The following is a 21019-nucleotide window of genomic DNA, read 5'->3' on the forward strand; positions in this document are numbered from 1 at the left end:
TGTACTCATGTCTTGGTCTCAACAGTCCATCAAATCGCAAAATAAAAAAAGAATATTAGAGACGATCATGAATGATGCCCCGGTATCACGTACAGCGATCGCCAAAAAACTAGGAATTACTAAAGGTACCGTTTCTTCTTTAACCACAGAACTGATGGAAGAAGAAATCATTATTGAACATGGGCCTGGTTCTTCCAGCGGCGGAAGAAGACCTCTGATGCTACTCTTCAATGAAAAGGCGGGTTATTCCATCGGCATCAACCTTGGAGTGAATTATATCATTGGCGTATTGACTAACTTAAATGGTGAAATCATTGCCGAGCAACGCCAAAGTATTTCTAAAGAAGACTTCAAACAATGGCTCCCTGTCATTACAGAAACTATTCAAAGTTTAATCAATCAAGCCCCTGCCTCCCCTTATGGTGTTGTCGGAATCGGTATAGGGGTTCCCGGGATGGTCGATAAAAACGGCCTTATTCTCCTGGCTCCAAACTTGAAGTGGCAAAACGTTCACTTGAAACAAGAATTGGAACAACTCTTTAACCTTCCTGTTACCATTGATAATGAAGCGAATGCAGGGGCTTACCAAGAAAAAAATCACCACTCTACACCTGCCGACGCAAATAATATCGTCTATGTAAGTGCAGGAATCGGAATTGGTGTCGGGCTGATTATTGATGGAGAATTATACAGTGGTAATAAAGGCTTTTCTGGTGAATTGGGTCATATGATGATTGATATTAACGGCCGCCAATGCTCATGTGGAAGTCAGGGCTGCTGGGAAATGTATGCTTCAGAAAAGGCCCTAGTGTTGGAAGCAGAAAGGCAAACCAATTCTACAGTGGATAACCATTTGGAAGCCTTAATTGAAGAAGCCTATAGGAATGATCGTGTAGCCGCCCTATTCACTGACATCGGCTATTATTTGGGAATCGGGATCAGCAATATTCTTCATACATTCAACCCTGAAAAAGTGGTCATCGGTAACCGTCTCGCTATGGCTAAAGACCTTCTTCAACCATCAGTAAAAGAAGCTGTAGAACGCCACAGTTTAAGTTTTCACAAAACAGATGTCGAAATCAGTTTCTCTCAAGCACCGCAATACTCCACCGCCCTGGGTTCATGTCATTATATGATCGAAAAATTTATAGAAAACTCTTATTAAGATAATGGATGAAAGCATGGAAGAGCCCCCTTCATGCTTCCATCCCATTGATCTAGAGAGGATAAATGTAATCGATTTTCTAACCCTCTCCTCCTTGGAAGGTTCCAAGTTTTATGCCACTCGTTTTTCAGTGAAGGCCTCCCTCTGAACGGATTTTTTGATCACGGACTATTTAGACTTAGCCATTGGCTTGTCCCCTTCTTCCCTTCCTTTATCTCTACGCAATCGCATTTCTAACTGCTCCAAGGATTTCCCTTTCGTCTCCGGTACGAACTTCCAAACAAATATACCGGATAGAATACTCATCACACCGTAAAAGGTATATGTCAAACCGCCGCTGAACTCCATCATCATTGGGTAAGTCGATGAGATGAAATAATTCGCAGCCCACTGAGCCGCTACGGCAATCGCCACCGCTTGGCCGCGAATCTTATTCGGGAAAATCTCAGAAATCAATACCCATACGATTGGTCCCCAGGACATCATAAAGGAAGCTGTGTAAATGATAATGAAGACAAGTGTAGCGATTCCAATGGCATTTGCATAAGCAAGACCGGCAACACCAAACATCCCGATCGTCATCCCAAGTGAGCCTATGATCAATAATGGCTTACGTCCGAATTTATCCACCGTTAAAATCGCAATGATGGTGAAGATTACATTCACAAGCCCCATAATAATCGTCTGGAACATGGAGGCATCACGTGCCGCTCCCATACTTTCAAAAATTCTCGGAGCATAATACAAAGCAACATTGATGCCGACGAATTGCTGAAATACCGAAAGTAAAATTCCGACTACAATGATAGAAACGCCGAAAGAAAATAGTTTCCCTCTTTTCGTGTCAAAAGAATGATTGATTTCATACAATGTCGCTTTCGCCATCGTCTTATCATAAATTTTGTTCAAGATAGAAAGTGCTTCATCACTCTTATTCTGGGAAGCTAGGTAACGAGGTGTTTCAGGCACTGTCAATAATAGGAGAAGGAACAAGAGCGCTGGAATCGATTCTGATGCAAACATCATACGCCATCCGATTTCATTGACCCACTCTGCCGTCTGCCCCCTGGCGATACCCCAGTTGACAAAATAAACAACAAGCATACCGAAAATGATAGCAAATTGATTCAACGAAACTAAACGCCCGCGAAGATGAGATGGCGCAATTTCACCGATATACATGGGCGCAACCGCAGAGGCTAGACCAACACCAATCCCACCGATAATTCTGTAGAGGTTAAATACTAATAGAAGGGCATAACTTGGTTCACCAGCCGTAAAGAATAGAAATTCCGGGTAGGCAGAACCAAGGGCAGAAAGCAAGAAAAGAGCAGCAGCTAATATCAATGTACGTTTACGTCCAAATCGGGTGGCAAAATAGCCGGAAATTAATCCACCCACAATACATCCAATTAACGCGCTGGAAACAGTTAAGCCATGCACAAGCGAGCTTAAGTTCAAATTGTCAGCAAAATAGTTTTGTAAAGAACCTTCCGCTCCAGATATGACTGCCGTATCATATCCGAATAATAAACCACCTAGTGTAGCAACCAAAGTTATTAAAACGATATACAAGTTCTTATGCTTTTTCATTTTCTAACAGAGTAGAAGACAAAACTACTCCTTCCTCCTCTCAATCTAGTAATCGCTTTCATTTTCATTGTATCAACACTTACTTTGTTTGTACAGTGAATGAACTAAGTATTTTATAATTTGTTTTGATCTTATAGTCCAACCTGTCGAATGATGTTTTGTTTCCGAAACCAAAGGCCACGTTTAAATGCTTTGTTAACTGATCATAAGCGCAGAACTAACACGACATTGTTTTGGTTGGTCCATAATTACGAATAGTTACAAATTCCCAGACAAAAAAAGCAAAGCCAGCAACAAACTGGCTTTGCTTCCTTTAACATTTTTTATGTCTTATCCTTTCAAAAAGACGGTTTTCATGGTTGTAAAAAATTCTTTCGCGGCTTCGCCTTGTTCTCGTGAATAGGAACTAGAAGCTTTCATACCACCGAATGGAGCTTGCAGCTCTACCCCCGCTGTCTCTGAGTTAATTCGGACGAGGCCAGCTTCAATGTCATCAATAAATGATAGAATATGATTGATATTTTTCGAGAAGATCGATGCGCTCAATCCGAAATCCACATCGTTCGCTAGTTCAATGGCTTCCTCGATGGTTTCTACTTTCATCAAAGCAAGAACCGGACCGAAAATTTCTTCCTGGGCAATCGTCATGGATGACGTGACTTGATCAAAGACCGTAGGCTCGATGTAATACCCTTTAGAATCGCTTTGGACCAGGCGTCCCCCGTAAACCAATTCAGCCCCTTCTTTTTGGCCGATTTCAATATACTTTTGGACGGTTTCATATTGCTCTTTTGTCGCACAAGGCCCCATCCAGGTTTGCTCCTCAAGGCCATCTCCCACATTTATTTCACTGACTTTTTCCAATAGTTTCTGCTTGAATTGATCATACACGCCTTCCTGGACGATAACGCGACTGCTGCACGTACATTTTTGGCCAGTGGATTTCAATCCCCCGCTGATCGCGGCATCGACAGCCAGATCCAGATCGCAATCATCAGCTACAATCAATGGGTTTTTTCCGCCCATTTCCAGTTGATACTTTCCACCACGCGCCGCAACCGTCTGACCAATATGATTGCCGGTGGCATTGGATCCTGTGAAAGTAACGGCAGTCACATCCTTATGCTCCGCTAACCCTTGACCAATGACAGAACCTTTTCCAGTTACAAAGTTGATGACACCTTCCGGCAAGCCTGCTTGATCAAAACACTCAATAACTTTGGCCGCGGTTACAGCTGCTTCCGTCGCCGGCTTTAGGATCACAGCATTGCCATAAATTAAGGCTGGAGCCATCTTCCATAAAGGAATGGCAACCGGAAAATTCCATGGTGTAATGACTCCTACTACCCCTAGAGGTACACGCTTACTGAACATGAGAGCAGAACGGTCTGTAGAAGGGATCACATCTCCATCTTTTCTCATCCCCTCGCCGGCATAATACCTTAAGATAGCCACCCCCCGGGCTGTTTCCCCTTTTGCTTCAGGCAGGGTTTTTCCCATTTCCCTAGTCATCGTTTCTGCAACCTCATCTAAATTCTTTTCTAAAATATCCGCTACTTTAAATAATAGATTTCCACGTTCCGCTCCTGATTGTTTTTTCCATTTTTTTTGTCCTGCTTTCGCAGCTTCTACTGCTTTTTCCAAATCTTGCTTTGTAGACGCTTGCACATGACCTAAGAGTTCAGAAGGGTTCGCAGGACTTGTACTTTTCAGTTGTTCACTGGATTCAGACTCGCTCCACTTTCCATTAATATAATTCAAATAATTTTGGGTTTCTGTGGTTACACTCATCTTTATACCTCCTAAGTAAAATTAAGATAAAGTTACTGGTTTTGTAATCTCTAATCTCTCAACAGGGTTACTCAGTGTTCCTACTTCCGGGATGGTGATTTCAATCAAATCTCCTTCTTGTAAAGTGAATTCATTGTCTGGGACGATACAAGTGCCCGTAAACAGGACGGTTCCATCGAAAATAACATTATCGCGCATTAAATACTCCACGAGCTCATCATACCTGCGTTTTAGCTGTGATGTGCTGGCCCTGTCTTCAAACACTTTCGTTCCATTTCTAGTAATCTTACAAGTAATCATTAGGTTATAGGCATCCTCCACTGTTTCAGCTAAGCGGATGGCTGGACCGAATGAACACGAATGCTTCCAAATTTTTGCCTGAGGCAGATACAACGGGTTTTCCCCTTCGATATCCCGACTGCTCATATCATTGCCGACAGTGTAACCAACGACCTTCCCGCTTTTGTTTAACACAAGCCCTAATTCAGGTTCAGGGATTTGCCAGTGGGAATCATTGCGAAGATAAACCGGCTGTTCCGGCCCAATCGTCCGTTTACTCGTAGACTTCAGGAAAATCTCCGGACGATCGGCATCGTAGACCTTGTCATAATACGAATCCTCTACGATCTCCTTCCCATCATAAGCCTCATAATTCCTCGCATTCTTACTCTTTAAATATGTAACTCCTGATGCCCATACTTCCTGTGCATCCAAAGGAAGAAGTAAGCTCAATTCCTCTACAGCGACTGGAAGCGCCTCCACTTGATCGATCGCTTCTTCCACAACGGCAAGACAAGACACCTCCTGTTCTTCAGATTTCTGGATAACCTCAAGAAAGTCCTTGTGGGGAAGGGGATAAACAACGGTTTCATTTTTTACTGCTGCCAACTGAGGGGTACCATCATTTTTTTTGAATTTAATTACTTTCATGAAATCGCCTCCGTTTTATAATATAAAACACCGTTTTGATATATGGGTTAAAATATAATCTACCTTATGCTTGAGATAAAGTAGATGGATAACCCAGCTTCCTGGAAATCGCCTCCCCCGTCTGTTTCAGTTTGGATATGACAGGATGAATTTGATCGCCTGAGAAACGCGTGGATGGAGCAGATATGCTGACAGCAGCGGTTACACGCCCGGTATGATCATAAATCGGAATGGCAAGACATGTAATCCCGGGTTCATTTTCTTCTGCATCTATGGCATATCCTTTGGTTAATACGTTTTGAAGTTCTTCCTGAAAGTCTTCTGCATTCGTAATCGTCTTTTCGGTTTGTTTCTTGAAATCATAATGCTTAAGAGTCTCATTTCTTTCTTCCTCCGATTGATAAGCGACCAATACTTTCCCAACAGCACTGGAGTGGACTGGAACCCGTCTGCCCACCCGGGAATAACCAATGATGGCGGTAGGGCTGTCGACTTTATCGATATAGACCCCTGTCTGTCCATCCAATATGACTAAATGGACAACAAGGGTTGTTTCCATGGATAGTTCCACTAACGATGGTTTAGCGATTGATCGTATATCCATGCTGTTCATAAGGAAGTTTGATCGCTCAACAAGTTTCATGCCCAGGCTGTACTTCCCAGAGTCCGAGTCTTGTCTTACATAATCATGCTCTTTCAACGTTTTGAGTAAGGAGTGGACCGTACTTTTATTTAAACTGAGTTTTGAGCTGATTTCTGATACTTTAAGTTCAGGATTCAATTCATTGAATAAATCCAGTATCTTAAAAGCTCTGTCTACGGATTGTATGATTGGCATCTCCGGCCTCCTCCAATTAAGTGAAAATGTGAAACCACTTAATTACATACAATATATAACTTGCGAATTGTGCAGTCAAGTCTTACAATTCTGACAAATCACTAAGCCTACAGTCCATCCTCCCCAGACTTCCCTGTTTCAACGGCTTTTTGTCCTGTCCTTTGTTTATCCTCATAAATAAAATAGTCGAAATCTGCTTGTTTCTTTTTCCCACTAAGATCTTGCACACACACACCAACAAATGTACCAGTAAACCGAATGAGTTCAGCATCGTCGTCAGATAAGTGGCTGGCATCCATCTCATTGCCGACAGGTTCCCAATTTTCACCATCCAATGAATAGAAAAAACGAAGCCATTCTTTATCCAACCGTGCTTTTAGACCATAATAGGGTTGATCCGGGAGTGAAATTTCTTTGGTTAAACATTCATCGTATTCTCCATGTTTGGACTGGATAATGCCCAGTACTTTCCCGTCATCTTCGTGATGGGTAATTCTTAAGTACAAATAATCTCTTGTATCATAATAAAAGATTAAACCAGCCATTTGTTGAAAATGATCCGGTTGGAAATCAAGACTTGTTTCAACTTCCACATCCAAACTTTCCAACCTTCTTGCAACCATACTCTGTCTATGAAAAGAGCTCATCGACTCCTGGCCTTTTAATCGAAGATGCCCAGGGCGTTCTTCCAGTGATATCCAATCTTCGGAAAAGGGGATGCGTAAGGAGTTCCAATTCGCGTTTAGCTCTGCCCCAGAAAAATCATCATACATCTGGTCAATCTTTTGAATTGGAGCTGGTTTCAAATCTGGACCAGCTACAGACATCTGAGGCCGCGGTCCGCCTTCTACTCTCAACCAATCATCCTCGGTCCAATAACATTTCTGCAGCGCTGTTTCACGTCCAAGCATACATTTCTGTTCTTTCACAGGCCGTGCACACAAATGGGCCAAGTACCACTCACCAGTCTGTGTTTCGACTAAACTCGCATGACCAGCTTTCTGCAGGACATCCTCTTCACCAGAGGTAAGAATAGGGTTTTGTGGGTCTACTTCATAAGGACCGCCGAGATTTTTTGAACGGGCAACGGTTACCGCATGATTATACCCCGTTCCTCCCTCAGCTGTTACCAAGTAATACCAGCCCTTTCGTTTATAAATATGAGGGGCCTCTGTAAGTCCCAGCTCTGTGCCCTTAAAAATATTCTTCACGGGACCGACGACCTTCTTTTCTTCCACAGAGTATTCCTGCATAGCAATGCCCGCGAAAGAATTTTTCCCTTTTCGATGATCCCATATCATATTGACGAGCCATTTCGATCCATCCTCTTCATGGTAGAGCGAAGGGTCGAACCCGCTACTATTTAAATAAATCGGCTCTGACCACGGCCCTGTGATATCTTTAGCGGTGACAAGGTAGTTGTGTGTATCTTTAAAAGCTCCCGCTCTACTTTTTACATCGGTATAGATTAAATAAAACCATCCATCTGCATAACTTAAACAAGGGGCCCATACCCCTCCCGAATCAATGTTTCCAACCATGTTCAATTGAGAGGAACGCGTCAATGGATACGTCAGTAGTTTCCAATGAACCATATCCTTCGAATGATAGATTTGCACACCAGGGAACCATTCAAACGTAGAAACAGCGATATAATAATCCCCCCCCACTCTCAAGATAGAGGGATCCGGGTGATACCCAGGCAAGACAGGATTCAAAATGGTACTCATAAAATACCTCCTTTAGTATTGGAACATTGATTTCATTCACCCTTTTACAGAACCAGCAGCAATCCCTTTTACAATCTTCTCCTGCGCGACAAGGTAAATAAGTAACAATGGAAGACTACCAAGTGTTAAGGCAGCCATAATTCCAGGAACGTTCACAGAAAACTGGCCGTAGAATTCCCGTAAGCCTAAAGGGAGGGTCGCATTCTCCTCAGAGTTCGTCAGCACAAGAGCGAAGATGAACTCATTCCATATTTGAATAAAATTATAAATGGCTACAGTGGCAACTGCCGGAGTCAATAACGGAAAAAGAATCTTCCAGAACAACCGAAAGGGCCCGCACCCATCCATTTTTGCCGACTCTTCCAACTCCTTCGGTAAATCCTTCAGGAATTGAGTGAAAATAACGATAGAAACAGGTAAAGCAAAGGCGATATAAGGTCCCGGCAGTGCCCAAATCGTATCATAGAGCCCCATATTTTTCGTTAATAGAAAAATCGGAATCAATGTTGTATGAATGGGGATCATCATCCCGACTAAGAAGAGAATGAACAGAGGTCTGTTTAACTTGAAGCGCATCCGCGCCAATGGATAACTAGCCATAGCACCGAGAACAATCACCGCTACAACGGAAATCACGGACACAATGACACTATTAAAGAAGAATCGAAAGAACTCTGATTCCAGCAGTAAACGATAATTTTCGAAAGAAAAACTTTCCGGCAAGGACCATGGAGCGCTCATAAACTCTATCTGGGTCTTAAAGGATGTACTCACCATGACGAAAAAAGGAAGGCCGGTGAATAGTAATAAAAGGATCGCTAAAATATATAGAGGAATTTGTCGTATTCGATTCAGCATCTAGTTAGCTCCTTTCCTTTTTTGATCAAACACGATGATGATAAGAGTGACAAACAGAGCAATAATGAACATACTAAAGGAAATACTACTTCCATAGCCCATATTGAAATTGGTGAATGTCTGTTCATACATATAAGTGGCCATCAGCTCTGTAGAGTTGTTGGGTCCCCCATCTGTCATCACATAAATGAGATCAAAGTACTTCAATGCTCCGATAATAGAAAGAATCGAAGAAGTAATAATGGTAGGGATCAATAATGGCAGGGTGATCTTCAAAAACTTCTTCCTCGAACTGGCACCATCCATTTCAGCAGCTTCATACAATTCTTCCGGAATCCCTACGATTGCTGCTCTGAATAAAATCATATAGAAAGGAGCAAATTGCCAGCATACTGTGGCGATCACCGCCCAAATGGCTGTCTCCTCATTTCCAAGCCACCCCCTCTGCCAGGATTCCAGTCCCAATTGACCAAGGATTTGGTTGACGATTCCAAAGTTTCCATCGTAAATATAGATGAACAAAATACCGATCGCGACTGTAGACATCAAGAAAGGCATGAAGTAAATCGAACGGAAGAACCTCATTCCTTTGATAGGACTGAATAAAAGCAAGGCCATAATCAAACCGAGCGGAAGTTGAGTCAACAACGAAGCTGCCACAAGTAAAAAGTTATTCTGTAAGGAAGTCCAAAACACATGGTCCCCAATCAAGGTGATATAATTTTGCAATCCAGCAAATACCATATGGGTATCTATTCCTGACCACTCAAATAAGCTGTAATAGAAAGTCATCGCTATCGAATAAATCACATACAAACCATAAATGAGCAGGGCCGGACCTAAAAACCCGACGATCACCCAGAAATCCTGTTTCTTTCGTTTCTTTTTCGTTTGATCTACGCGAACAGGAGCAGGCGGGGGATAGACTTTACTACTCCCGCGGTCATCACCTTGTTCAACGTTCCATTTCTTTGCATTATTCTCCAAGTCTCTCACCTCACTCATAATGGATAATAAACTACACCAAGAAAACGTTTCCTTGATGTAGTTTTCCTTTGGATTATTCCAAAACTTCCTTCGCTTTTTCCTCTACTTCTTTTGCCGCTTCTTCAGGAGTCTTAGATAAGCCGAACAAGGCCTGAGTGGTATCCAGGTGGACCTCTGCTAATTCTGGAGGAAGGGTTTGGTCATAGAATGTCTGCATATATTCCGCTTCTTCCAGCACGTTACTAATTTCCTGAACGTATTCATCGTCATATTCGATATCCTTTACAGCTGAAATCGCCCCATCTGTATTGGCTAACTGTTGAGCTGTTGCCTTACTTGTCAATTCTTTAACCAACTCTGTCGCAAGTTCTTTGTTCTCACTTTTCTCTGCTACAGAATAGACAGGACTGACGCCACCTACGATATCTTTCTTGGACCCTTGTCCCCCCTCCATAGCCGGGAATAGAAAGAATCCTAGTTTCTCCTCAAACTCCGGCATATCATTCCTTGTTGTTCCCAACATCCAATTTCCCTGAATAATCATGCCGGCTTGCTCTGCATAAAGCAGTTGTCTGGATTGACCTGTGTCAAAGTTCATGCCGTTAAATCCATCTGGGAAAGCCCCCATTTCTGCAAGCTCACGAATCTTTTCCCCAGCCTTCACATAGGCTTCATCGTCAAACCCTCTGCCTTCACGTTTATATGCCTCATTGAAAAGATCCGGTCCACCAAACCTCTCAGCAAAATACATGTAATAGAAAGAACCAGGCCATTTCGATTGGTTCGCTAACGAGAAAGGAACGATGTCATTGGACTTTAATGTCTCTATAATTTCTATTAATTCTTCGTACGTTTCGGGCTCTTCTAATCCAAACTTTTCAAACATCCCTTTGTTATACCAAACAGGTACAATGTCCATCGCCAGCGGGGCACCGTAGTTCTTTCCCTCAAATTCAGCCGGTGATAAGGCCGCTGGAAGGAATTGTTCTGGATCAATATCATCCGAAAGATCTTTTACCTGGCCAGCTTCTACAAATTTCTCTAACCAGCCGCCTCCCCAAGAATGAAAAACATCTGGAGGAGTGCCTCCGCCCATCGCTACCGAAAGTTTCGTTTTATAAGGGTCGTTCTCCTGTCTGACCACTTCTACATTTACACCTTCATGATTTTCCTCAAAGCGTTTAACCGCATCTTCGATCGCTACTTCTGATTCCCCTGTTTCAATGTGCCATAGTGTCAAAGTTTTAGAAGTGTCATCTCCTGAGCCACCATCTGTAGAACTCTCACTATCCGAACAACCGGCCGTAATAAACAAAATAATTAGTGCCGTTACCCATACTTTTGGTTTCCACATACTTTTTCCTCCCCTTAATTGTTAGCGTTTTCAAAGGTTATTAAAAAAATAATGAAGCTTTAGTTGAACTTCCTCGCTTTTAAATATAAGGCACCTCCTATAAAAATAATAAACTAAGTTTGTCCATTGCACGAACTAATTAACGTCATAATACCTCATAGCTTGTTAGATATCAAGAATATTTCGAAATTTAACGTTTTATATTATAAAACAACGTACTATATAGTTGACAATTATGTTTAGAAAATTCATAATCATTTAATAACTAAGCGTTTACACAAATCAAAAGGAGTGCTTTCTCTTGAGTAACCACCACTTAGATTTAATGGAGTTCACAGACACGGATATCGATGCAATAGAAACAAAAGCACCTGGTCCTTCTGGATCCCTTCCCCTGACAGATGAAATGCTTCGTAACTCTCCGAGCGGTCATTTATTTGGTCTATCACAAAATGTAGGAATGGGGTGGCAGCCAAATAAGCTGAACGGAAAACAAGTGCTCATGTTAAGTACACAAGGTGGCATGAAAGATCAGAACGGTGATCCAGTTGCACTTGGCTACCATACAGGACATTGGGAAGTAGACATGCTCATGAAAGAAGCTGCTATGGAAGTACATCGAGCGAAAGGGGTTCCTTTTTCAGCGTACGTCAGTGATCCTTGTGATGGTCGAACACAAGGAACCACAGGGATGTTCGATTCGTTCCCTTATCGAAATGACGCTGCTCAAGTCTACCGGCGATTGATTCGCTCACTCCCGACAAGAAATGCTGTCCTCGGAATCGCTACGTGTGACAAAGGACTGCCCGCGATGATGATGGCCCTTGTTTCGATGCATGATTTACCAACTGTCCTCATTCCTGGTGGTGTTACACTTCCCCCTGCATCCGGAGAAGACGCTGGAAAAATTCAAACGATCGGGGCCCGCTATTCCAATGATGAACTATCTCTCAAAGAAGCGGCAGAGTTAGGCTGTCGTGCTTGTGCGACACCAGGTGGAGGATGCCAATTCTTAGGTACAGCTGCCTCTTCTCAAGTCGTCGGCGAAGCTCTGGGCCTATCCATTCCTCATGCAGCTTTAGCCCCTTCCGGCCAAGATATATGGAAGGAAATGGCACGGAAGTCATCTCTCGCCGTGATTGAAATGATTGAAAAGAAATGGACAACCAAAGATATTATCACTAATGAATCGATTAAAAATGCCATGGTCGTCCACGCCGCGTTTGGTGGATCAACAAACCTCCTCCTTCATATCCCTGCAATCGCTCATGCGGCAGGCTGCGATATTCCGACAGTAGAAGATTGGATAGAAGTGAACAGAAAAACACCTCGAATGGTCAGTGTTCTTCCCAATGGTCCTGATAATCATCCTACTGTAAGAGCTTATCTTGCAGGCGGTGTTCCTGAAGTGATGTTGCATTTAAAAGAACTCGGTCTCCTTCATCTTGATGTGATGACTGTGACAGGCAAGACTTTAAAAGAAAATCTCGAATGGTGGGAGCATTCCTCAAGAAGAGCTGAAATGAAACAACGTTTATGGGATGCAGATAAAGTGAAAGCAGAAGAAGTCATTATGTCGCCTGAACGAGCAAGAGAAAGAGGTCTGACTTCAACGATCACTTTCCCTGTCGGAAACCTCGCACCCGAGGGGTCCATTATAAAATCCACCTCGATAGACCCTGAGGTCATCGATGAAGATGGAATCTATTATCACAAGGCAAAGGTAAAAGTGTTTACAAGTGAACGAAAAGCCATAGAAGCCATAAAAAGCAGGGACATCCAAAAAGGCGACATGATGGTTGTCACCGGGTGCGGTCCTTTAGGGACAGGGATGGAAGAAACCTATCAACTGACCTCTGCTTTGAAGCACTTATCTTACGGGAAATATGTAACGCTTCTCACAGATGCGCGCTTTTCTGGTGTATCCACAGGAGCTTGTATCGGACATATCGGTCCTGAGGGGCTCGCAAATGGCCCCATTGGAAAACTGAAGAACGGAGATATCGTTGAAGTCTATGTAGATACCCACAATTTAACGGGTCACCTCCATTTCCTTGGAACAGAAAATCACCAAGTCAGTCCAGAAGAAGGCAGTAATATATTAAAACGCCGAAGGCAAAATCCAGATATTCAACCTTCGGAAAAGCTGCCAGATGATACGCGTTTATGGGCGGAGTTACAAAAAGTAAGTGGAGGAACCTGGAAAGGCAGTGTATATGATGTCGATCGTATTATTGAGGTGTTACGTGCTGGCGAAAAAGCATTAGAAAACGAGCTAGTGACAGTGAACAATAAATGAAGGAGTAGGATGAAAGACAATCCAGATGTGTTTTAACAAAAAACATTGTCCAGGCTGTCCTCTAATCATTTTCAACTCCCACACGCTAACCCGGGCTAGGACGAACAGATTAATCCACCGTCCTAGGAGCTGGAACACTAAATATTATCCCCATGCAGGGACCAAAAAGCAAAAGGGTGATGACCGCCCTTTTGCTTTTTGGTGATTCTTTTAAAGTTACACTTTTTCCAAACTGGAAATCCGCTGAATTTGCTTTGTCTCATTTGCCTCTAGTGCAGCTAGAATAACCTTTAGTGACTTCATCCCTTCTTCACCTGTAATTAATGGTGCACAACGGTTTTGCAACGATTCAATGAAATGGTTAATGACATGTGTCGTCGTTTGCCCACCTTCCTCATTTGTTTGAATCTTATCTAAACGATGGTGTACACTTTCACCATTTTTATAGTGGACCTGCAAGGAGTAATCAGGATCGTTTTCCAGCTGCATGATCCCTTTTTCACCATAAATCACTGTAGAGTTATCGCTACCTCCCACATAGGACCAGCTGGCTGTTAAGGTACCGACTAAACCCGATTCCATTTTCAAAATACAAACCGCGTTATCGTCGACCTCTGTCTGGTCTTTGGCGGATGTTTGAACAAAAGCTCCCACTTCCGTAACCTCCCCCAGCAAGTAACGGATGAGGTCGGCCTTATGTACCCCAAGGTCTCCCATTGCTCCTACAAAAGCTTTTTCTTTGTCAAAGAACCAGCTATTCTCCCCGTCAATGCTCCAGTTTTCCGGCCCGCCGTGCCCAAAGGTAGTGCGGAAGGTGTAAATCTTCCCTAAGTCTCCACGTTCAAGAATCTCTTTCGCTTTCTGATGAGAAGAGACAAAACGCTGATTGTGGGCAATCATCAATGTTTTTTGACTCAAGGCTGCCGCTCTGTTCATCGCCTCCGCTTCCTCAGTAGAAACAGCCATCGGTTTTTCACATAAAACATGTTTCCCGGCATTTAAAGATTCAATGGTGACCGGGGCGTGCAAATAATTAGGTAAGCAGACACTAACAGCATCCACCTCGTCGAGTTTTACGACTTCCCCGTAATCCGTAAAAGCTTTTGCTCCATATTTCTTGGCCATCTCCTCTGCCCGGCTTTCCACCACATCGCAAACAGCTGCGATTTCAACATGTGGATTCGCTTGATATTCCGGCAAGTGACGTTTTTGAGCGATACTTCCACAACCAATGACAGCAACTTTGAATTTTTCCATTAAATATTACATCCTTTCATCATTTAGATTCCCATTCAAGTAAAGAAGAAGGAGTATCAGCACTTAGCAGTAACACCTGTTTACCTGAGGCGGAAGATTCATGAAATGCGTGCATCACTTCTAATACGTGCAGGGCTTGTTGACCATCGGCTTCAAACGGAGTTTGCTTCTGAATGGAATCCACCATATGAACGACTCCTAATCCTCGACTGTTTTCGGTATGAGGATACGTTAATTGGACCTCTTCCCACTTTTCTTCACCCTTTTTCTTCACTAAAACAGGTCCACCGAATGTATTTGGATCCGGCACTTTCAATGTTCCTTCACTGCCGTAGATTTCAATGAAGGGCATGTCCGTGGCAGGTACGTCAAAACTCATCGTCATGGAAACGATAGGACCCTTTGCGAATTCCAGAACTCCAGAGTAATGAGTGGGAGTTTTTACATCTATCACGTTCCCTTCTTTAGGACCCTTCATGATTCTTCGTTCGGAAGGATGGATCTTGGCCTTTGCCATCACTGAGCGAATAGGTCCTAACAGTTGGATAAGTGTGGTTAAATAGTATGGCCCCATATCAAATAACGGTCCTCCACCTTCTTGGTAGAAAAATTCCGGGTCTGCATGCCAACGCTCAGGTCCAAGTTTCATCATGTATGCTGAACCAGCTACCGGGGTACCGATCATCCCTTGTTGCATGACATCCAAACAGGTTTGAATACCTGCTCCTAAAAAAGTATCCGGAGCTGCTCCAACATGTAAGTTTCTTTCTTCTGCTAAATTAATAATCTTATGCCCATCATCAAGGGAAACAGCAAGCGGCTTTTCACTATATACGTGCTTATCGTGGAGTAAGGATTCAATGATAATATCTGCATGCGACTGTGGGGGAGTCAAGTTGATGATGAGGTCGATATCTGGGCGGTCAAGCAATTCATCTACCGAAAGGGCAAGAGGAATATGATACAACTCCGCTTTCCTTTTGGCCCGATTTATATCAATGTCTGCACATGCAACAATATCAAAAGCGGCATAACTTATGCTGTTCTTAAAATAAATATCACTGATATTCCCACACCCGACAATGCCCACCTTAAATGGTTCCAATAAGAACACCTCGCCTTCCTTATTCTTTAACAGCTCCCCCAGCTAGTCCTTTGACCACTTTTTCCTGGGAGAACAAGTAAATCATCAAAATTGGTAAACTTGCTAATGTCAACGCAGCCATGAGACCTGGAATGTTTACAGAGAACTCGCCTCTGAAATCCTGTAATCCTAACGGCAATGTCATACTTTCTGGACTCGAAATCAAGACAAGAGCGAAGATGAACTCATTCCATAAATGAATGAAGTTATAGATCAATACGGTCATCAATGCTGGTGTCAACATGGGGAGAATCACTCGCCAAAACACTCCGAAATGGGTACATCCATCCATTTTGGCTGCTTCTTCTAAAGATTTCGGGATCTCTTGCATGAACTGTGTCAGAATAAAAATGGATATGGGCAGACTAAAGGCGATATATGGACCAAGCAGCGCCCACAAAGTATCATAGAGTCCGATATTTTCGGTCAATTTAAAAATAGGGATGAGCGTAGCATGGATCGGGAGCATCATTCCCGATATAAAAATTAAAAAGAGGACACGATTGAATTTAAATTTCATTCTACTTAATGGATAACTCGCCAGTGATGCAATGAACATGACGATCCCGACAGCAAGGACAGTAATCAAAATACTATTAAAGAAATATCTGGATAATCCCATTTGGAAGACGGTCGTGAAATTTTCAAGATTGAATGAAGTAAAGAAAGAGAATGGTGCCTCAAAGAATTCACTTTGATTCTTTAGTGCTGTGGACAGCATATAAAGAAAAGGGAATCCGGTAAACACGAGTAATACCACGGCCAGTACGTACAAGGGTACTCTTTTTAATGTAGCTGTCATGAATAGGCCCCCTTCTTCTTACGATAGAAATCCAAGATTTGAATGATAACTGTTACAATAAGAGCAATAAAGAACATCAGAAAAGCGATAGCACTTGCATAACCCATATTGAAGTTGATAAACGCCTGCTTGAACATGTAGGTTCCCATCAGTTCTGTGCCATGATTCGGGCCGCCACCCGTCATGATATAGAAGATATCAAAAGCTTTTAGAGACCCCACGATGGCAAGAATAGAGGAACTGACAATCGTAGGCATGAGCATCGGTAAGGTGATATGAATAAATTTCGTCATCGCATTGGCTCCATCCATTTTCGCTGCCTCGTACAATTCTTCTGGAATCCCTACAATGGCTGCTTTAAAAAGAATCATATAAAAAGGAGCGAACTGCCAGACCACAACAAGTAATACGGCAAACATAGCTGTTTCGGCCTGACTTAACCACGAAACGTTTTCAAAACCTACTAATGTAACAAGCTGATTAATGATGCCGTTAATTGGATCATACATAAGCACCCACAACAAACCGATCGCAACCGTAGACATTAAGAAGGGAAAAAAGTAAACACTGCTCATAAATCGTATCCCTTTAATAGGGGCAAACAGCATTAAAGCCATCAACAGACCTAAGGGAATCTGAACAAAAACGGAAACAATGACGACCCACGCATTATTGGTTAAAGAGGTCCAAAATACCGAATCATTAAAAAGCTGAATATAATTTTGCAGTCCTACGAAGGTCATTTCACTCATTCCATCCCACTGGTGAAGACTGTATTGGAAAGTAGAAAAGATTGGGTAGAGCACATATACCGCATACACAATAAAGGCGGGAGCGATAAAAAGCATAATGGTTAACGCATTTTTGATCTTCACACTACTCACTTTCTGTTCAGGCTTCGATACAGATCGAGCCCCGGCCATCTTGTTCACATGTGTTTGCACATGATCTCTCCTTCCATTAGTTGGAGAGGGGGATTTCCCCTCTCTTATTCCAGGACTTCTTGTGCCTTATCTTCCATCTGTGCAGCTGCTTCTTCAGGGCTCATATTCAATCCGAATATGGCTTGAGTCGTATCCTTATGAAGCTCAGCTAATTCAGGAGGAAGAGTTTGATCATAGGGCATTTGCAAATGCGTCGCTTGTTGAACGACATCATAAATATCACGTGTGAACTCATCATCTGGCACTACATCTTTCAGAGCAGTTAGAGAACCTGTACGGTCCGTATAATTCTGAGCCGTTTCTTCACTTGTCAATTCTTTGAGTAATTCTGTAGCAAGTTCAGGGTGTTCAGTATCCTGTGAAGCGGACCACACTGGACCTGTGGCAGCCCCTATGTGCGTTTGTTTTCCTTCCCCGCCTTCCACTTTCGGGAATACGAAGAAGTCCAGCTTCTCTTCAAATTCAGGAGCTTCACTTCGAACATTATTTAGAAAGGAAATGGTTATATCCATCATTGCCGCCTGTCCAGAGTACAACAGCTGTCTTCCTGTTCCTTCATCATAGGGAACACCATTGAAACCTTCATTAAAGGCATCTTTCTTTACCATTTCCTGTATGTACTCACCTGCTTGTACATACGCTTCATCATCAAACCCTTTGCCTTCACGATGAAATGCGCTGTCAAAAAGTTCAGGACCAGCTATTCGACTTGCAAAGTTCATCAAGTAGTAGGCACCAGGCCATTTCGTCTTGTTAGCCAAAGCGATTGGGATGACCTCATTTTCATTCAGCGTATCAATAATATCCAGCCATTCCTCATACGTTTTCGGCTCTTCCAGTCCATATTGATCAAAGATTTCTTTATTATAAAACACAACGTCAGTGGAAAGACCTAGAGGAAGACCGTAGACACTTCCCTCAAAGGTAGAATTATCGAGAGCCAGTTCATTAAAGCGGGAAGCATCTACATCATCTGTTACATCAAGGACTTTCCCCTGATCGACAAACTGCTTCAGCCAGCCCCCTCCCCAACTATTAAAGACATCAGGAGGATTACCGCCAGACATGGCAACAGAAAGCTTTTGTTTATAAGCATCATTCGGTATTCTTAATACCTTTACGGTTACATCCGGGTGTTTTTCTTCAAACCTGGCAACAGCCTCTTTATAGATTTCTTCTTTTTCACCAGGATCAATGTGCCAGAATTCAAGGACTTTTTTTCCATTTCCTCCCGCCGAACTGGAGGAGTCCTCTCCGCACGCCGTCAAAAACAATACAAATAAAAGCATGAGCAGTAAACTACATATTTTTTTCAAAGTGATCTCTCCTTTTACTCAAAATTTAAATAGATATGACTTTTTGATCCTGCAAATAATGAAGACTTTCCCTAATGCTCTTAAGTGGCGACTGTTTGGACTGATCTTGTTCAACCACCCACCATTCCACTTGATTCTCTTCCCCTTTCTTCAACACGCCTTCCACATCGACTCCTCCTGTGCCTAACTCAGCAAAGAACTGTTCATCATCTGTGGTCATATCTTTCAAATGAACTAGTGGAGTTCGTCCTTTATATTGATCCAGCCACTCCAACGGTGACTCGCCGGCTTTGGTTAACCAGTAGATATCAAATTCTGCCTTTACCCACTCGGGGTTCGTTTCAGATAAAATGTACTCAAGTGGTGTCCTTCCATCTGCCATTTCCTCCAGTTCAAAATCATGGTTATGGTAGGACAACGTAATCCCTTCCTCTGCGGCACGACGCCCCGCCTTATTCAAAATAGAAACGAGTTGTTCGTAGTCTTCATCCTTGCGGCGTTCCGGAGAAAGGTGGGGGCATACGATATGTTTGCTCCCGATGATTTTTTGCGTCTCTAAGACATTCTCCAAATCTTTTTCCAAAGAACTTAATGGTATATGACTAGAGGCTGCCTTTAATCCTAATTCGTCCAACAGATCTTTTAACTCTTCGGCTTCAAGCCCGCCATAGCCGGCAAATTCAACGCCCTGAAATCCAATGTCTGCTACCTCTTTCAGTACGCCTTTAAAATCCTTCTCACTTTCTTTTCGCAGTGTAAACATCTGTACAGCTACCTTGATATTAACCATCATTGTGCCTCCTTTTATGTTTAATGTAATCGATTACAAAAATAGATAACATAAGGGACTTGGGACTTTCCTTAAGATAAACTTCGCCTTGTAATCGATTACATTTTTACCTTTTTAATTGTGGAGCAATTTTCCCTTTTTCCTGGCCCCGCAGGAATCACGAATAATCAACTCATCCGGCAGCAAATGCTCCGTCTGGGAAATGGATTCACCATTCAATTTTTTTAACAGTAACTCCATCGACCTTTGCCCCATTTTAAATAAGGGCTGGGCAATCGTTGTTAAGGACGGGTTAAACATAGATGCAAACCGGATATTATCAAACCCGACAACAGCTAAGTCCTCAGGGACCCGAAGCTGATGTTCTTTCGCAGCGTTGATGATCCCGATTGCCATTTCATCACTTGGAGCGAATACAGCTGTAGGTACATGATTCTGCCCAAGCATGTCCATCATCTGCTCAAAGCCCGACTCATAGGAAAAATGACCACGACGAACCAATTGCTCGTCAATGTCCAGCCCATAATCTCCCAACGCTTTCCGATACCCCTCATTTCTATGCCTGGAAAGCAAAGAATCCATCGGTCCGGTAATGTGTCCCACTTTCTTATGACCAAGACGGATTAAATGCTCCGTCGCCTTATAGCTGCTACTCACATTATCAATAGAAACAAAAGGGATCTTAGGTGTCTCCAAGTTGGCCGTTGCCAGTACAATTGGGAATTGGCTGCTGATTTCATTCAGGGTCGCTTCATCCAATTGTGGGGATAACATAATCATTCCATCCACTTGCCTTTGTTTTAAGTGCTCAATGGAACCATATTCCCTTTCCAATTTCCTAGCGGTGTTTCGAAGCAGCACTCGGTAGCCGTTTTTAGAGGCTTGCTCTTCAATCCCCCCGACGATTTCAGCGAACACGGTATTAATAATGTTCGGAACAAGAACGAGAATCGTCTTTGTTTCTGTCCGGCGAAAATGACGGGCCAGCATATTGGGCTGATAATTTAGTTGATGGATGGCTTCCAACACTTTTTCCTTCGTACCTGTTTTAACAGCATCGGGATTCCTCAAAACTCTTGAAACAGTAGCGGTAGATACCCCTGCTAAACGGGCGACATCACTCATCTTTGGCATTATAAATCTCCTGTTCTTTCCAACAATGTAATCGATTACATTTAGTGTAGTATATAATTTTCAGAATTTCAACACTATTTTTAAAAT

General features: G+C 42.8%; 17 protein-coding genes. 2 read left to right on the plus strand and 15 right to left on the minus strand.

Features of this window, described 5'->3' with window-relative positions; translation table 11 throughout:
* Nucleotides 1–7 precede the first annotated feature (7 nt).
* Entirely contained in the window at nt 8–1165 is a 1158-nt protein-coding gene (locus BLW54_RS01140) for an ROK family transcriptional regulator (protein WP_074733017.1), read from the plus strand.
* A 168-nt stretch (nt 1166–1333) separates the two neighbouring features.
* Here the strand turns inward: BLW54_RS01140 and xylE are convergent, their stop codons facing one another.
* The 8 genes from xylE to BLW54_RS01180 form a co-directional block, all read right to left on the minus strand.
* Nucleotides 1334–2758: a D-xylose transporter XylE gene (xylE, locus tag BLW54_RS01145; RefSeq protein WP_051744021.1), complete on the minus strand. Its 1425-nt coding sequence runs from the start codon at nt 2756–2758 to the stop codon at nt 1334–1336.
* 330 nt (nt 2759–3088) lie between these two features.
* Nucleotides 3089–4549, minus strand: a complete 1461-nt coding sequence (gene gucD / locus BLW54_RS01150; RefSeq protein WP_074733018.1) for an alpha-ketoglutaric semialdehyde dehydrogenase GucD — start codon at nt 4547–4549, stop codon at nt 3089–3091.
* A gap of 21 nt (nt 4550–4570) precedes the next feature.
* Nucleotides 4571–5479 (minus strand): fumarylacetoacetate hydrolase family protein, encoded by a 909-nt coding sequence (locus BLW54_RS01155; RefSeq protein WP_074733019.1) that lies wholly within the window; start codon nt 5477–5479, stop codon nt 4571–4573.
* A 64-nt stretch (nt 5480–5543) separates the two neighbouring features.
* Nucleotides 5544–6317: an IclR family transcriptional regulator gene (locus tag BLW54_RS01160; protein WP_035506277.1), complete on the minus strand. Its 774-nt coding sequence runs from the start codon at nt 6315–6317 to the stop codon at nt 5544–5546.
* A gap of 107 nt (nt 6318–6424) precedes the next feature.
* Nucleotides 6425–8047 (minus strand): glycoside hydrolase family 43 protein, encoded by a 1623-nt coding sequence (locus tag BLW54_RS01165; RefSeq protein ID WP_035506279.1) that lies wholly within the window; start codon nt 8045–8047, stop codon nt 6425–6427.
* Nucleotides 8048–8083: 36 nt separating this feature from the next.
* Nucleotides 8084–8905: a carbohydrate ABC transporter permease gene (locus tag BLW54_RS01170; protein ID WP_035506280.1), complete on the minus strand. Its 822-nt coding sequence runs from the start codon at nt 8903–8905 to the stop codon at nt 8084–8086.
* The gene (locus tag BLW54_RS01175) at nt 8906–9892 is read right to left on the minus strand and encodes a carbohydrate ABC transporter permease (RefSeq protein ID WP_244153455.1); all 987 of its coding nucleotides are present in this window, start codon (nt 9890–9892) and stop codon (nt 8906–8908) included.
* Nucleotides 9893–9965: 73 nt separating this feature from the next.
* Nucleotides 9966–11246: an extracellular solute-binding protein gene (locus tag BLW54_RS01180; protein WP_074733020.1), complete on the minus strand. Its 1281-nt coding sequence runs from the start codon at nt 11244–11246 to the stop codon at nt 9966–9968.
* A 325-nt stretch (nt 11247–11571) separates the two neighbouring features.
* Here BLW54_RS01180 and BLW54_RS01185 point away from each other — a divergent pair, with 325 nt between their 5' ends.
* Complete coding sequence (locus tag BLW54_RS01185) at nt 11572–13545, plus strand: YjhG/YagF family D-xylonate dehydratase (protein ID WP_035507625.1); 1974 nt, start codon at nt 11572–11574, stop codon at nt 13543–13545.
* A gap of 216 nt (nt 13546–13761) precedes the next feature.
* On the opposite strand, the gene BLW54_RS01190 is transcribed toward BLW54_RS01185, so the two are convergent.
* From BLW54_RS01190 to BLW54_RS01220, 7 genes are all read right to left on the minus strand, one after another.
* The gene (locus BLW54_RS01190; protein ID WP_074733021.1) at nt 13762–14802 is read right to left on the minus strand and encodes a Gfo/Idh/MocA family protein; all 1041 of its coding nucleotides are present in this window, start codon (nt 14800–14802) and stop codon (nt 13762–13764) included.
* 19 nt (nt 14803–14821) lie between these two features.
* Nucleotides 14822–15916 (minus strand): Gfo/Idh/MocA family protein, encoded by a 1095-nt coding sequence (locus tag BLW54_RS01195; RefSeq protein ID WP_035506283.1) that lies wholly within the window; start codon nt 15914–15916, stop codon nt 14822–14824.
* 10 nt (nt 15917–15926) lie between these two features.
* Nucleotides 15927–16748 (minus strand): carbohydrate ABC transporter permease, encoded by an 822-nt coding sequence (locus tag BLW54_RS01200; protein WP_035506285.1) that lies wholly within the window; start codon nt 16746–16748, stop codon nt 15927–15929.
* On the minus strand, nt 16745–17692 hold the full coding sequence (locus BLW54_RS01205; RefSeq protein WP_083391450.1) for a carbohydrate ABC transporter permease: 948 nt from the start codon (nt 17690–17692) through the stop codon (nt 16745–16747). The genes BLW54_RS01200 and BLW54_RS01205 overlap by 4 nt, the downstream gene beginning before the upstream one ends.
* A 44-nt stretch (nt 17693–17736) precedes the next feature.
* The gene (locus BLW54_RS01210; protein ID WP_083391451.1) at nt 17737–19008 is read right to left on the minus strand and encodes an extracellular solute-binding protein; all 1272 of its coding nucleotides are present in this window, start codon (nt 19006–19008) and stop codon (nt 17737–17739) included.
* A 25-nt stretch (nt 19009–19033) separates the two neighbouring features.
* A complete protein-coding gene (locus BLW54_RS01215) occupies nt 19034–19798 on the minus strand; it encodes a sugar phosphate isomerase/epimerase family protein (RefSeq protein WP_074733023.1) in 765 nt (254 codons plus the stop codon).
* A 114-nt stretch (nt 19799–19912) separates the two neighbouring features.
* Complete coding sequence (locus tag BLW54_RS01220) at nt 19913–20932, minus strand: LacI family DNA-binding transcriptional regulator (RefSeq protein ID WP_074733024.1); 1020 nt, start codon at nt 20930–20932, stop codon at nt 19913–19915.
* Nucleotides 20933–21019 lie beyond the last annotated feature (87 nt).

It is taken from the genome of Halobacillus karajensis (genome assembly GCF_900108515.1).
Lineage (GTDB): Bacteria > Bacillota > Bacilli > Bacillales > Halobacillaceae > Halobacillus > Halobacillus karajensis.

Coding starts and splice junctions, on each gene's coding strand:
- BLW54_RS01140 (WP_074733017.1), top strand. CDS start 8: ATGTCTTGGTCTCAACAGTCCATCAAATCGCAAAATAAAAAAAGAATA.
- xylE (WP_051744021.1), bottom strand. CDS start 2,758: ATGAAAAAGCATAAGAACTTGTATATCGTTTTAATAACTTTGGTTGCT.
- gucD (WP_074733018.1), bottom strand. CDS start 4,549: ATGAGTGTAACCACAGAAACCCAAAATTATTTGAATTATATTAATGGA.
- BLW54_RS01155 (WP_074733019.1), bottom strand. CDS start 5,479: ATGAAAGTAATTAAATTCAAAAAAAATGATGGTACCCCTCAGTTGGCA.
- BLW54_RS01160 (WP_035506277.1), bottom strand. CDS start 6,317: ATGCCAATCATACAATCCGTAGACAGAGCTTTTAAGATACTGGATTTA.
- BLW54_RS01165 (WP_035506279.1), bottom strand. CDS start 8,047: ATGAGTACCATTTTGAATCCTGTCTTGCCTGGGTATCACCCGGATCCC.
- BLW54_RS01170 (WP_035506280.1), bottom strand. CDS start 8,905: ATGCTGAATCGAATACGACAAATTCCTCTATATATTTTAGCGATCCTT.
- BLW54_RS01180 (WP_074733020.1), bottom strand. CDS start 11,246: ATGTGGAAACCAAAAGTATGGGTAACGGCACTAATTATTTTGTTTATT.
- BLW54_RS01185 (WP_035507625.1), top strand. CDS start 11,572: ATGGAGTTCACAGACACGGATATCGATGCAATAGAAACAAAAGCACCT.
- BLW54_RS01190 (WP_074733021.1), bottom strand. CDS start 14,802: ATGGAAAAATTCAAAGTTGCTGTCATTGGTTGTGGAAGTATCGCTCAA.
- BLW54_RS01200 (WP_035506285.1), bottom strand. CDS start 16,748: ATGACAGCTACATTAAAAAGAGTACCCTTGTACGTACTGGCCGTGGTA.
- BLW54_RS01215 (WP_074733023.1), bottom strand. CDS start 19,798: ATGGTTAATATCAAGGTAGCTGTACAGATGTTTACACTGCGAAAAGAA.
- BLW54_RS01220 (WP_074733024.1), bottom strand. CDS start 20,932: ATGCCAAAGATGAGTGATGTCGCCCGTTTAGCAGGGGTATCTACCGCT.